Source organism: Streptomyces sp. P6-2-1, assembly GCF_050613165.1.
GTDB lineage: Bacteria > Actinomycetota > Actinomycetes > Streptomycetales > Streptomycetaceae > Streptomyces.
On record NZ_CP192513.1, the window covers coordinates 6,814,616 to 6,827,850 of the forward strand.

Sequence of the window (13,235 nt, forward strand, 5' to 3'; positions counted from 1 at the left end):
AAGGACCCGTCCTGATGCTGCACACCCGCACCACCCCGGCCCAGCGCCGCCGCGCCCTGCGCGAGCGGCTCGCGACGGGCCGCCTGCTCCAGATGCCGGGCGCGATCAACCCGCTCTCGGCGAAGCTCATCGAGGACACGGGCTTCGAGGCCGCGTACCTCTCGGGCGCGGTGCTCGCGGCCGACCTCGGGCTGCCGGACATCGGCCTGACGACGGTCACCGAGATCGCCGCGCGCGCCCAGCAGACCACGCGCGCCACCGACCTCCCCGTCCTCATCGACGCCGACACCGGCTTCGGCGAGCCGATGAACGCCGCGCGCACCGTCCAGCTCCTGGAGGACGCCGGGCTCGCCGGGCTCCACCTGGAGGACCAGGTCAACCCCAAGCGCTGCGGGCACCTCGACGGCAAGTCCGTCGTCGAGCGCGACACGATGAGCCGCCGTGTCCGCGCCGCCGTCGACGCGCGCCGCGACCCGGACTTCCTCCTCATGGCCCGCACCGACGCGCGCGCCATCGAGGGCCTGGACGCCGCGATCGACCGCGCCAAGGCGTACGTCGACGCGGGCGCCGACGCGATCTTCCCCGAAGCGCTCGCGAACGAGGCCGAGTTCGAGGCGTTCCGCAAGGCCGTGGACGTCCCCCTGCTCGCCAACATGACCGAGTTCGGCAAGGGCAGGCTGCTCACCGCGCGCACCCTCGAAGACCTCGGCTACAACATCGCGCTCTACCCCGTGACGTTCCTGCGGCTCGCGATGGGCGCGGTCGAGGACGGGCTGCGCACCGTCAAGGCGGAGGGCACGCAGGAATCGCTGCTGCCCAAGATGCAGACGCGCTCCCGGCTGTACGAACTCCTCGACTACGAGGCGTACGCGTCCTTCGACTCGGCGGTCTTCGACTTCACGCTCCCGCCGGACGCCTGAGCCCCCAGGCCCGCGCGGCCCGCCGTCCCGGGCGCCGGACACCCACCGGCGCCCGGGCCCCGGCCCCGTACCACCCCGTACGCACCCCGGCACCCGACATCCCTCCCGGAGGCACCACCCATGACCAGCACCCCGGAGATCCACCGCGGCCTCGCCGGCGTCTACGCCGACACCACCGAGATCTCCACCGTCATCCAGGAGACCAACTCCCTCACCTACCGCGGCTACGCGGTCCAGGACCTCGCGGAGCACCACTCCTTCGAGGCCGTCGCCTACCTGCTGTGGCACGGCGAACTGCCCGACGCCACGCAGCTCGCGGAGTTCGAGGCCGCCGAGCGCGCCCTGCGCCCCCTCAACCGCACCGAGTCCGAACTGCTCGCCCGGCTGCCCGAGACGTGTCACCCGATGGACGTCCTGCGCACCGCCGTGAGCCTCTTCGGCGCCGAGGACCCGCGCGAGGACGACAACAGCGAAGAGGCGAACCTCGCGAAGTCGCTCTCGCTCTTCGCGAAGCTCCCCACCGTCGTCGCTGCCCACCAGCGCCGCCGCCGGGGTCTCGACCCGATCGCCCCTGACCCGAAGCTCGGCTACGCCGAGAACTTCTTCCACATGTGCTTCGGCGAGGTACCGGACAAGGAGGTCGTGCGCTGCTTCGAGATCTCCCTCACGCTCTACGCCGAGCACAGCTTCAACGCCTCGACCTTCACCGCGCGCGTCATCACCTCGACGCTCTCGGACCTCTACAGCGCGGTCACCGGGGCGATCGGCGCGCTCAAGGGCCCCCTGCACGGCGGCGCCAACGAGGCCGTGATGGACATGCTCGACGAGGTGCGCGACCCGGCCGACGCCGCGCGCTGGCTCGACCAGGCGCTCGCCGAGAAGCGCAAGATCATGGGCTTCGGGCACCGCGTCTACAAGAACGGCGACTCCCGCGTCCCGATCATGCAGGGCGCGCTCGACCGCCTCGTCGCGCAGAGCGACAACCCCGAGGCCCCGCGCCTGGACAAGCTCCACGCGGCGCTGCGCGAGGCGATGTTCGAGCGCAAGCAGATCCACCCGAACCTGGACTACCCGGCCGGTCTCGCCTACCACCTCATGGGCTTCGACACCCCGGTCTTCACGCCCCTCTTCGTGATGAGCCGCGTCACCGGGTGGACCGCGCACATCATCGAGCAGCTCTCGCACAACTCGCTGATCCGCCCGCTCGCCTCCTACGACGGCGTGGCGCAGCGCGAGGTGCCCAAGGGCTGAGCGGCCCCCGCCGGGCGGTGACGGGGAGGTCCCGCCCGGCGGGTACGAGGCAGGGGCGGGGCGCCTTCACGGGCCCCGCCCCTGCCCGTGCCTCAGCCGTCCAGTTCACCCCGTACCGTGCGGGCGGCGGCGACCAGGTTCTCCAGTGAGGCCCTCGTCTCCGCCCACCCGCGCGTCTTCAGGCCGCAGTCGGGATTGACCCACAGGCGCCCGGCCGGGATCGCCTTGAGCCCCGTGCGCAGCAGTGTCGCGACCTCCTCGGCGCCGGGGACGCGCGGCGAGTGGATGTCGTAGACGCCGGGGCCCGCCTCGCGGGGGTAGCCGTGCGCGGCGAGTTCCCGCGCGACCGCCATGTGCGAGCGGGCCGCCTCCAGGCTGATGACGTCGGCGTCGAGGTCGTCGATGGCGTCCACGACGTCGCCGAACTCGGCGTAGCACATGTGCGTGTGCACCTGCGTGGCCGCTTCGACGCCGCTCGTCGTGAGCCGGAACGCCTCGGTGGCCCAGCCGAGATAGGCGCCGTGCGCCTCGGCGCGCAGCGGCAGCGTCTCGCGCAGCGCGGGCTCGTCGACCTGGATGACGCGCGTGCCCGCCGCCTCCAGGTCCCTCACCTCGTCCCTGAGGGCGAGCGCGACCTGCCGCGCCGTCTCGGCGAGCGGCTGGTCGTCCCGCACGAAGGACCAGGCGAGCATGGTCACGGGCCCGGTCAGCATGCCCTTGACCGGCTTCGCCGTGAGGGACTGCGCGTACGTCGTCCAGCGCATCGTCATCGGCGCCGGGCGCGAGACGTCGCCCGCGAGCACCGGCGGGCGCACGTACCGCGTCCCGTAGGACTGCACCCAGCCGTGGCGCGTGGCGAGGTACCCGGTGAGCTGTTCGGCGAAGTACTGGACCATGTCGTTGCGTTCGGGCTCGCCGTGCACGAGGACGTCGAGCCCGGTCTCCTCCTGGAAGGAGATCACCTGCCGGATCTCGTCCTCGATGCGCTTCTCGTACCCGGCCCTGTCGACGCGCCCCGCGCGCAGGTCCGCACGGGCCGCGCGGAGCGCGCCGGTCTGCGGGAAGGACCCGATCGTCGTGGTGGGCAGCGGCGGCAGGGCGAGGTGCGCGCGCTGGGCGGCGGCGCGTTCCTCGTACGGGGCCGAGCGGCGCGCGTCGGACCCGGTGACGGCCGCCGCGCGGGCGCGGACCGCCGGGTCACGGGTGAGCGGGGAGGCGGCGCGCGAGGCGAGCGCGGCGCGGTTGGCGGCGAGTCCGGGGGCGACCGCGTCCGTGCCGTGGGTCAGGGCCTTGGCGAGCGTCGCGAGTTCCGCGGTCTTCTGGCGGGCGAAGGCGAGCCAGCGCAGGACCTCCGGCTCGATGTCCTTCTCGCGCGCGGCGTCGAGCGGGACGTGGAGCAGCGAGCAGGAAGCGGCGACGTCCACGTGGTCCGCGAGACCGAGGAGGGTGCCGAGCGTCGCGAGGGCCTTCTCCAGGTCGCAGGTCCAGATGTTGCGCCCGTCCACGACCCCGGCGACGAGCCGCTTGCCGGGGAGGCCGCCCGCGGCGGCGAGCGCGTCGAGATTCGCGGCCGCCGCTCCCGTGAAGTCGAGCGCGAGCCCCTCCACAGGGGCCTGCGCGAGCACGGGCAGCGCGTCCCCGAGCCGGTCGAAATAGCTCGCGACGAGCAGTTCCGGGCGGTCGGAGCGGCCGCCGAGGAAGGCGTAGGCCCGTTCGGCGGCGGCGAGTTCGGCGGGGGTGCGGTCCTGGACGAGCGCGGGCTCGTCGAGCTGGACCCACTCCGCGCCGGCCGCGCGCAGGTCGGCGAGGACCTCCTCATACACGGGAAGGAGCCGGTCCAGGAGGCTCAGCGGAGCGAAGCCCGGCTCGGTGCCGGGCGCGGGCTTGGCGAGCAGCAGGTACGTGACCGGGCCGACGAGGACCGGCCGGGCGCGCAGCCCGAGCGCGAGCGCCTCGCGCAGCTCGCCGACCTGCTTCGCCGAGTCGGCGGCGAACACGGAGTCGGGGCTCAGCTCCGGTACGAGGTAGTGGTAGTTGGTGTCGAACCACTTCGTCATTTCCAGCGGCGCGACGCCCTGCGTGCCGCGCGCCATCGCGAAGTAGCCGTCGAGCGCGTCGGCGGCGAAGGCGGCGCGGTGGCGGGCGGGGACCGCGCCCACCATGACGCTCGTGTCGAGCACGTGGTCGTAGAGCGAGAAGTCGCCCGTGGGGACTTCGTCGGCCCCGTCCGAGGCGAGCTGTCGCCAGGCGGTGGCGCGCAGCTCACGTGCGGTGTCCTGGAGGCGCGCGGCGTCCACGCGGCCCTTCCAGTACCCCTCGACCGCCTTCTTCAGCTCCCGGCCGGGGCCCTGACGGGGGTAGCCGTACACGGTGGCGCGTGCTGCCGCGGCTGCGGACTTCGGTGTCACGGAGATCTCCTTCGCGAGATGAATCCCTGAGATCCCGGGTGTCCACGGGGTGCGAAGGAACGACGAAGCGGGCGGGACCTGTCGCGCTCCGCCCACTGTGCACGCCGACCCGCCCACGAGGTCACCGGGATGTCCGGGCGCGCTTCGGCACGCGCCCGGGCGACTGGCAGGTCTTCGGACTCGCGGGCACGCCCTCGTCGGAGGACACCTACTGGCCGTCGCTTCCCGGGTCCGTACGGACCCAGTGCGTATGACGGCGGTCGTTCCCGCTCACCGCTGCGGGGCAGTCCCGGATTCCCACCGGGTTCCCTCTTGCGACGCTCCCGCCTGGCGGGCGGGGCGAACCAGCTGCTGCGGGCAGTGTAGGGGGTGTGGGGGAGCGGGCGGCAGGGGTTTCAGGGAGTGGACCCTTCGGCAGCCGGCGTGGCGGTGACTTCGCGCGCCCGGGGCGCGGACTCCGCGGGGGCTCAGCCCTTCGCCGTGATCCCGGTCGTGTCGACCGGTTCGAGGATGCGGCGGCGGCACAGCAGGACGCGGCTCACCGGGTCGGTGGGATCGGGGTCGAGCCCAGGGCCGGGGAGCATGTCGACGTCGGTGGGCGCGGGGAACATGGCGCAGTGCGGGCACGTGCCCTGGGGGGTGAGCGGGGTGTCGCACGCCGCGTGCCGGAACTCGCGCAGCGGCCGGGAGCCGCCGAACTCGGTGCGGCCCCACACGCCGAGCCCGTACAGGACGAGCCACAGGCTCTCGCCGCGCGGCGTCAGCACGTATTCCTCGCGGGGCGGGGACTCCTGGTAACGGCGCTTGACGAGGATGCCGTCCCCGGTGAGGGACTGGAGGCGGGCGGCGAGGACGGCGCGCGGGACACCGAGGTGCACGAGGAAGTCGTTGTAGCGCCGTACCCCGTAGAAGGCGTCGCGGATGATCAGGATCGTCCACCGCTCGCCGATGATCTCCAGCGCGCGGGCGATGGAGCACTCCTGCCGCGCGTAGTCCTTGCCGAGAGCCATGCGGCCCACGATACCCGTTAGTCGGTTCGGTGAGCGAACCTACTGTGCTACGTTCGATCCGTTCAAGGTTCAGTTAATGAACTCATGGGGTGGCGGGCGGCGGCGACAAGCTCCCCCGCGCCCACAGGCCGGGAGGACGGGCATGGGGAGCGGTACGGACGAGACGACGAGGAAGGGACCCGTCCTCGGGGCACGGGAGCGCCCGCCCACCGGGGCCACGCACGTGACGGGACGGGGCGTCCTCGTCCTGACGACGGTCGCGACGATCCTCGCGATGATGAACTACACAGGTCCCCTCGTGACGGTCCCCGCCACCGTCGCGGACCTCGGGACGGGCGTCTCGGCGCAGTCGTGGCTGCTCAACGGCACCCCGCTGGGGCTCGCGGCCGTGCTGCTCGTGGCGGGATCGCTCGCGGACGACCTGGGGCGGCGGCGGATGTTCACGGTGGGCGTCGTGGCGCTCGGCGTGACGACGGGACTTGGGGCGCTCGCCCCTTCGACGGCGCTGTTCACCGTGGCGCGGGTCGCGCAGGGCGCGGCGAGCGCGGTGGTTCTCACGAGCAGCCTCGGCCTCATCGCCCACGCCTTCCCCGGCGGGGCGGCACGGGTCAGGGCCACCGGGGTGTGGGGCGCGGGGGTGAGCGCGGGCATCGCGCTGGGGCCGCTGCTCTTCGGCGCCTTCGGGCCGCTCGCGACGGCCTCGTGGGCCCGGGGGTTGCGCGGGGCCGAGTGGCGTGCGGGGTACGTGGTCCTCGCGGTCCTGATCCTGCTGATCGCCACGCTCCTGCGGGGGCGGCTCCCCGAGTGGCGCACGCCGCGCGCCGGGCGCCCCGACGTGACAGGGGCGGTGGTGCTCGGCGCCGCGGCGGTGGCGCTGCTCGCCGGGCTCACGTGGGGGCGGGACGGCTGGGGCGCGGTACGGGTGTGGGTGCTGCTCGGCGCGGCGCTCGTGCTCGCCGCGGTCTTCCTCGCCGTCGAGCGGCATGCCCCCGCGCCGCTGCTCGCGCCGGGGCTGCTGCGGCAGCGGCGCTTCCTCGGCGCGACGGCGGGCGGCCTGTTCACCGGGCTCGCGGTGCTCGGCTTCTTCAGCTACCTGCCCACCCTCATGCAACAGGCCCTCGGTATGGGCCCGTTCACGGTCTCGCTGCTCAGCGGGGTGTGGGCGGGTACGGCGCTCCTCGTCGCCCTCCAGGCGCGCCGCCTCACCGGGCGGGTCACCGCGCCGCGCCAACTGGCCGCCGGTTTCCTCCTGTCGGCCATCGGCGTCGCGACCCTGTGGAACGGTCTCGCCCCCGGCTCCACGTGGAAGGGCCTCGTCGTCGGCCTCGTCGTCGCGGGCGCGGGCAGCGGTCTCCTGAACGCGGCCCTGCCCCTCGTCTCGGTCGAGAGCGTGCCGCCCGCGCGCGCGGCGATGGGCTCGGGCGCCAACAACACGGCCCGTTACCTGGGCGCGTCGACCGGCGTGGCGCTCTCGGTCGCCGTCTCCACGACGGCCCACGCCGCCACCGTGCGCGAGGCCCTGGCGGAGGGCGCCAACCGCGCCTCACTGGTGTCGATCGCGCTGTCGGTGGTCGGGGCGGTCGTGGTGCTGGCGCTGGGCGGCGGAAGCCGCAAGGCGTGACGGCGGCCCCCGCGGGCCCGGTGTGCGCGTGCCCGCGTCGACGCGCACACCCGGGCAGGGGGCAGCGAGACCGCCGGGCGTCCGGGAGACTGGGGGCATGGATGAGGTCGAAGTCGTCGTCGCCCACTCCGCGCGCGCGACCCTGCGCGTGGGAGACGTGTTCCTGAAGGTGGACGGCGACCCGTCGCGCACGGACCGCGAGGTCGAGGCGATGCGCCTGGCGCCGGTCCCGACCCCGGAGGTCCTGTGGCGCAGGCCGCCCGTGCTCGCGCTGGCCGCGGTACGCGGGACGGCGCTCGCCCGCCTCGGGGAGCCGTCCACCGCGTCGCCCGCCGCGTGGGCGGCGGCCGGGGCTGCCGTCCGGCGGCTGCACGAAGCGCCGTTGCCGCCGTGGCGGGGGCGTGACGGCGAGGACCTGGCGGCCGAGCTGGACAAGGAGTGCGCGGCGCTCGTGTCCGGCGGGATGCTGCCCGCCGCGCTCGTCGCCCGGGGACGCGCCGTCGCCGAGGCCGTGTTCCGGCCGTGGACCCCGGTGTTCACGCACGGCGACCTACAGAGCGCGCACGTGTTCACCGAGGGCGACACCCTCACGGGTGTCATCGACTGGTCGGAGTCGGGCCCCGGTGACGCCCTGTGCGACCTCGCCGTCCTGACGTTCGGTCATGAGGAACACCTCGGCGACGTCGTGGCGGGTTACGGCGGTGACGTCGACGTCGCCGTGGTCCGCGCCTGGTGGTCGATGCGGAGCCTCCTCGCGGTGCGGTGGCTCGTCGCCCACGGCTTCGACCCGTACGCGCCCGGCTGCGAGGTCGACGTGCTGAGCGCGGGGGCGTGACACCGGGCGCGTGGCGTGCCGTGACGCCGGGCGCGTGGCGTGCCCTGCGGTGATGCCGGGCGGGTGGCGTGCCGGGGTCCGGGGCGGGTCCGCGGCGGGTCCGGGGCGGTACGGCGTCCGCGGCGCTCACCGCGCTCTCGGCACCACCACCGGCGCGCCGTCGCCCGGCGCGTGGAGGATGTCGGCGTCCAGGCCGTAGACCTCCTTGACCAACTCCTCGTCCACGACGGCGGCCGGGGCGCCCTCGGCCACGACACGGCCGTCCTTCATCGCGATCAGGAGGTCCGCGCTGCGGGCCGCCGCCGAGAGGTCGTGGAGGACCATGACGACCGTACGGCCCGCGGCGGCGACCTCGCGGACGAGGCGCAGGACGTCCACGACATGGCCCGGGTCGAGCGCCGAGGTCGGCTCGTCGAGCAGGACGAGCGGGGTGTCCTGGGCGAGGACCATCGCGAGCCAGCAGCGCTGGCGCTGGCCGCCCGAGAGCCGGTCGAGGCGCTCCCCTGCGAGATCGAGCGTCCCCGTCGCTTCGAGCGCGGTCCGCACCGCGTCCTCGTCGGCGCGCGACCACTGCCGCAGGAGCCCCTGGTGCGGGTGGCGTCCGTACCGTACGAGCCCCGCCACCGTCACCGCCTCGGGCGCGCGCGGGGACTGCGGGAGCAGCGCGACGCGCCGGGCCGCGCGGCGGCGGTCGAGCGCCCACAGGTCCGCTCCACCGGCGTGGACCGTACCGGCCTCGGCGGGGTGCAGGCGGGCGACCGCGCGCAACAGGGTCGATTTGCCGCAGCCGTTGGGCCCGACGATCGCGGCGACGTGCCCCGCGGGCACCGTGAGGCCGACGTCACGGACGACGGGGCGGCCCGGGTAGCCCGCGCGCAGGCCGCTGATCGCGAGGCCGGGGGGCCGCTCGGCGGTGGAGGCCGCGGCGGTCGTCTCGGCGGCGGCTCCGCTGGCCGCGTCGGGGGTCAGGGGGGCTGTCATGCGGGCGGTCACGCCTTTCCGGAGGTGCGGCCCCGGTCCTGGCGGAGCAGGACCCAGAGCAGGAAGGGGCCGCCGAGCACGCTCGTGACGACCCCGGCGGGTATTTCCACGGGCGCCACGACCCGGCCGAGCGCGTCGGCGGTCGCGACGAGCGAAGCCCCGGTGAGGGCGGCGCCCGTGACGGGCACGCGGGTCGGCCCGGCGAGCCGTGAGGCGAGCACGGGAGCGGCGAGTGCGACGAAGCCGATCGGCCCGCCGACCCCCACGGCGACCCCGGCGAGCCCCACCGCCACGCCGAGCGCGGCGGCGCGCACGCGGCGCGGGTCGGCACCGAGCGCGGTCGCCGTGTCGTCGTCGAAGCGCAGCAACTGGAGCCGGTGCCCCGCCGCGAGCGCGAGCGGGAGCAGCACGGCGAGGAGCACGAGGAGCGGGCCGCCCACCGCCCAGTCGCGGCCGTTGAGACTGCCCACGGTCCACAGGAACACGCCGCCCGCCGTCGCCTGGTTCTGGCGGGACATCACGAGGTCGCTCACCGCGCCGACGAACGTCGACACACCGATGCCCGTGACGAGCAGCCGGTACCCGGCGGCACCGGCGCCGCCCGCGCACAGCACGACGAGCGCGGCCGCAGCGGCCGCGCCGAGCGGCCCGAGCCACCAGGCGCCGAGCATCCCGGTCGTGGACCCGGCGACCGAGGCGACCACCGCGGCCGTCGCGCCCTCGTTGACCCCTACGAGGTCGGGCGTGGCGAGACGGTTGCCCGCGAGCGTCTGCGTGAGGCACCCGGCGACGCCCAGCGCGGCCCCGACGAGCAGCCCCACCACGATCCTGGGCAGCCGGAACTCCCGCACCACCATGACCCCCGCCGCGTCCCCCGTCCCGAAGAGTCCCCGCAGGCTCTCCCCGGCGCTCATCCCGGTCGAACTCGCGAGCACGGCGAGGCACACGACGCCGAGCAGCACGGGCCCGAGACACAGGGCGAGGAGGAGGGACCGGCGCGGGAACAGCCAGGAGAGCGCGCCGGTGCGGAGCACGGCGGAATCGGGCGGGGTGACGGAGGGCCGGGGAGGGGTGGCGGAGGGGCGGAGCGGCCGGGTGCCGGAGGCGCGGTGGGGCGAGGAACCGCCGTTCTCGCGGTCCGGCGGAGCCGCTTGTTCGTCCGTGGTCATGCGGCGCCCGCCGTCGACAGGCGCGGCGAGCGCGCGATCCAGACGAGCAGCGGGCCGCCGACGAAGGCGAGGAGCACGCTCACCGGGGTCTCCCAGGGCCGGATCACCAGCCGGGCCAGGAGGTCGGCGAAGAGCAGGACGTTCACGGCGAAGAGGGCCGACAGGACGAGCTGCGCGGCGAGCCGGGGACCCGTCAGGGCGCGGGCCGCGTACGGGGCGAGGAGACCGAGGAAGGCGATCGGGCCGGCCAGGGCCACCGCACAGCCGGTCAGGAGCGAGACGGCGGCGGCGACCGCGAGCCGTACGCGCCCCGGGTGGTGCCCGAGCGCACGCGCCGCGTCGTCGCCGAGCCCGAGCGCGGCGAGCGGCCGCGCGCACAGCAGCGCGCCCGCGAGGCCGAGCGCGGCGAGCGGGGCGAGCAGCGCCAGATCCCCGAGCCTCACCCCGGCGAGCGAGCCGATCGTCCAGTACCGGTACGTGTCGAAGGTCGACTGCGTGCCGAGCAGCACGTACGCCGTGAGCCCGTGGAACGTCGCGCCGAGCGCCGACCCCGTGAGGACGAGCCGCAGCGGCGAGCCCGCCGTGCGCCCGCTCGCCGCGAGCAGCAGCACGATCGCGCTCGCCACCGTGCCGCCGAGCAGGGCACACACCATGAGCCCGCCCGCCGAACCGACCCCGCCCCACGTGAGACCGAGGACGACGGCGAAGGCGGCCCCTGAATTGACGCCGAGAAGGCCCGTCTCGGCGAGCGGATTACGCGTCGCGGCCTGGAGCAGGCACCCCGAGACGCCGAGGCAGCACCCGACCACGAGCGCCGCGAGGGTGCGTGGCAGCCGTACGTCGTGCACGGCGAGCCGCACCTGCGCGTCGGCGCGCGCCACCGGGTCACCCGTGAGGTAGGCCCAGGCGCGGCCGGGGCCCGTCGAGCCCGTACCGAAGAGGAGCGACAGCACGCCGAGCGCGAGCACGAGGACGAGAAGCCCGGCCGCGCTCCACCGCACCACCGGCGCGCGGCCGGTGAGCGAGGCGGTGCGGCGGCCGGGGGGAGCCGGACGCCCTTGCATCATGAACATGAGGTTAGCCTAACCTAAGTAACGCGCCGTCCGGTGGGCGGTGCGACGGGCTGCCCGCTGCCCGAAAACACCCCGCACGCAGGGGGAACGGCGCCCTGCGCCCGTCCTGCCCCGCGACGGTTGTCCCTCGTCCTCGCTCCCACGGAGATCTCGTTCCATGTCACACCCTCCCTTCGCCCCCCGCTCCTCCACCCGCCGCACGACCGTGCTGGCGGCGCTGCTCGCCGGGGCGGGTCTGCTGACCGCGACCGCCTGTTCGGGCGACGACTCCTCCGACGCGGCCGGTACGGCGAAGGCGGACAGCGGCACCGTCAGCGTCACCGACGCGAGCGGCGCCGCGGTGAAGATCCCCGCCCACCCGCGACGCGTCGTCGTCCTCAGCGAGATGGACCTCGACTCCGCGCTCACCCTCGGCGTCGAACCGGTCGGTCTCACCGCCGCGCGCGGCCAGAAGGGAGCCCCCGGCTACCTCGCGGGCGAGGCCGCCGGCATCCCGCTCGTCGGCACCGTGACAGGGCCCGACATCGAGAAGGTCGTCGCCGCCAAGCCCGACGTCATCCTCGCCGGACAGCTCGCCGACACCCAGGTCCTCGCCCAGCTCAGAAAGGTCGCCCCCACCCTCGTCACGATCGGCGACGCCAAGGACTGGAAGTCCTCGCTCACCCTCACGGGCAAGGCGCTCGGCAGGAGCAACGAGGCGGAGAAGTTCCTCTCCGGGTACGACGAGAAGGTCGCCGCGCTCAAGAAGGACCTCGGCGGGCTCGCGGGGAGCGAGATCTCGGTCGCCCGGTACTCCGCCAAGGGCACCGCCGTCATGCAGCAGGGCGTCTTCGTCTCCGACGTCCTCAAGGACCTCGGCTTCACCCGCCCCGGCATCCAGGCGAAGCAGGGCGAGGGCCACTCCACGCCGATCAGCAACGAGAACCTCAAGGAGATCGACGGCGACTGGCTCTTCATCGGCACCCTCGACGCCACGAGCGAGTCCGGACTGCTCAAGCAGCTCCAGGCCGAGCCCGCCTACCGGGGCCTCAAGGCCGTCAAGGACACGCACGCGACCGTCGTCGACGGCTCCATGTGGACCAGCCTCGGCGGCGCCCGGGCCGCCGAATCCGTCCTCGCGGACATCCGGAAGGCGATGGTCAAGTGAGTTCCGCCGAGGGCGAGTTCGCAGGACGCACGGTCTTGGTCACCGGGGCGGCGCACGGCATCGGCGCCTCGGTCGTGGCGGCTTTCGTACGGGAGGGGGCGCGCGTCTTCGCGACCGACGCCGACGCGGAAGGGCTCAGCGCCCTCGCCGCCCGCCGCCCCGAAGCGGTCACCGCGCACCCGCTCGACGTCACCGACGCCGCGGCCACCGAAGCGGCCGTCGCCGCCGCGGAGGACACCCTCGGCCCTCTCGACGTCGTCGCGTGCGTCGCGGGCATCCTGCGCACGAGCCCCGTCACCGAACTCACCGACGCCGACTGGGCCGCGAGCCTCGCCGTCAACACGAGCGGCGTCTTCCACGTCACCCGCGCCGCCGCGCGCCGTATGACCCCGCGCGGCCGCGGCAGCCTCGTCACCGTCGCGTCCAACGCGGCGGGCGTCCCCCGCACGGGAATGGCCGCCTACGCCGCGTCGAAGGCCGCGACCGTGATGTACATGAAGTGCCTCGGCCTCGAACTCGCCCCGCACGGCATCCGCTGCAACACCGTCTCACCGGGTTCCACACTCACCGCCATGCAGCGCGCCCTGTGGGGCGAGGACCAGGAGGAGGGCGCCCGCCGCGTCCTCGAAGGCGACCCCACGGCTTTCCGCACCGGCATCCCCCTCGGCCGTATCGCCGAGCCCGCCGACATCGCGGACGCCGTCACCTTCCTCGCCTCGCGGCGCGCGCGCCACATCACGATGCACGACCTGTACGTGGACGGAGGCGCGACCCTGCGCGCGTGAGACGCGGACCCGCGCGCGGCGAAACGACCTCGCGC

At 74.6% G+C, this 13,235-nt stretch carries 11 protein-coding genes and 1 riboswitch; of the genes, 6 read left to right on the top strand and 5 right to left on the bottom strand.

The window, feature by feature from the left end; translation table 11 throughout:
- Positions 1-14: 14 nt before the first annotated feature.
- Both prpB and ACQYWQ_RS28710 read left to right on the top strand, forming a co-directional pair.
- Positions 15-920, top strand: a complete 906-nt coding sequence (gene prpB / locus ACQYWQ_RS28705; RefSeq protein ID WP_431038713.1) for a methylisocitrate lyase — start codon at positions 15-17, stop codon at positions 918-920.
- A gap of 120 nt (positions 921-1,040) precedes the next feature.
- Positions 1,041-2,171, top strand: a complete 1,131-nt coding sequence (locus ACQYWQ_RS28710) for a bifunctional 2-methylcitrate synthase/citrate synthase (RefSeq protein WP_431038714.1) — start codon at positions 1,041-1,043, stop codon at positions 2,169-2,171.
- 92 nt (positions 2,172-2,263) lie between these two features.
- Here the strand turns inward: ACQYWQ_RS28710 and metE are convergent, their stop codons facing one another.
- Together metE and ACQYWQ_RS28720 are read right to left on the bottom strand one after the other, a co-directional pair.
- Positions 2,264-4,579 (bottom strand): 5-methyltetrahydropteroyltriglutamate--homocysteine S-methyltransferase, encoded by a 2,316-nt coding sequence (gene metE / locus ACQYWQ_RS28715; RefSeq protein WP_431038715.1) that lies wholly within the window; start codon positions 4,577-4,579, stop codon positions 2,264-2,266.
- A gap of 148 nt (positions 4,580-4,727) precedes the next feature.
- A riboswitch (cobalamin riboswitch) is annotated at positions 4,728-4,943 on the bottom strand.
- 103 nt (positions 4,944-5,046) lie between these two features.
- Positions 5,047-5,589, bottom strand: coding sequence for a winged helix-turn-helix transcriptional regulator (locus ACQYWQ_RS28720; RefSeq protein WP_431038716.1), 543 nt, complete (start codon positions 5,587-5,589; stop codon positions 5,047-5,049).
- Between the two features lie 142 nt (positions 5,590-5,731).
- Here ACQYWQ_RS28720 and ACQYWQ_RS28725 point away from each other — a divergent pair, with 142 nt between their 5' ends.
- Both ACQYWQ_RS28725 and ACQYWQ_RS28730 read left to right on the top strand, forming a co-directional pair.
- A complete protein-coding gene (locus ACQYWQ_RS28725) occupies positions 5,732-7,210 on the top strand; it encodes an MFS transporter (protein ID WP_431038717.1) in 1,479 nt (492 codons plus the stop codon).
- A 97-nt stretch (positions 7,211-7,307) separates the two neighbouring features.
- Positions 7,308-8,045, top strand: a complete 738-nt coding sequence (locus ACQYWQ_RS28730; protein WP_431038718.1) for a phosphotransferase family protein — start codon at positions 7,308-7,310, stop codon at positions 8,043-8,045.
- Between the two features lie 126 nt (positions 8,046-8,171).
- Here the strand turns inward: ACQYWQ_RS28730 and ACQYWQ_RS28735 are convergent, their stop codons facing one another.
- The 3 genes from ACQYWQ_RS28735 to ACQYWQ_RS28745 are packed head-to-tail and all read right to left on the bottom strand — an operon-like array spanning position 8,172 to position 11,199.
- The gene (locus ACQYWQ_RS28735; RefSeq protein WP_431038719.1) at positions 8,172-9,026 is read right to left on the bottom strand and encodes an ABC transporter ATP-binding protein; all 855 of its coding nucleotides are present in this window, start codon (positions 9,024-9,026) and stop codon (positions 8,172-8,174) included.
- 8 nt (positions 9,027-9,034) lie between these two features.
- Positions 9,035-10,195, bottom strand: a complete 1,161-nt coding sequence (locus ACQYWQ_RS28740) for a FecCD family ABC transporter permease (RefSeq protein ID WP_431038720.1) — start codon at positions 10,193-10,195, stop codon at positions 9,035-9,037.
- The gene (locus tag ACQYWQ_RS28745; RefSeq protein WP_431039393.1) at positions 10,192-11,199 is read right to left on the bottom strand and encodes a FecCD family ABC transporter permease; all 1,008 of its coding nucleotides are present in this window, start codon (positions 11,197-11,199) and stop codon (positions 10,192-10,194) included. Before ACQYWQ_RS28745 ends, ACQYWQ_RS28740 begins: the two co-directional genes overlap by 4 nt.
- A 226-nt stretch (positions 11,200-11,425) precedes the next feature.
- Between ACQYWQ_RS28745 and ACQYWQ_RS28750 the strand changes: the two genes are divergently transcribed.
- Both ACQYWQ_RS28750 and ACQYWQ_RS28755 read left to right on the top strand, forming a co-directional pair.
- The gene (locus tag ACQYWQ_RS28750) at positions 11,426-12,415 is read left to right on the top strand and encodes an ABC transporter substrate-binding protein (RefSeq protein ID WP_431038721.1); all 990 of its coding nucleotides are present in this window, start codon (positions 11,426-11,428) and stop codon (positions 12,413-12,415) included.
- Positions 12,412-13,200, top strand: coding sequence for a 2,3-dihydro-2,3-dihydroxybenzoate dehydrogenase (locus ACQYWQ_RS28755; protein WP_431038722.1), 789 nt, complete (start codon positions 12,412-12,414; stop codon positions 13,198-13,200). Before ACQYWQ_RS28750 ends, ACQYWQ_RS28755 begins: the two co-directional genes overlap by 4 nt.
- Positions 13,201-13,235: the final 35 nt, after the last annotated feature.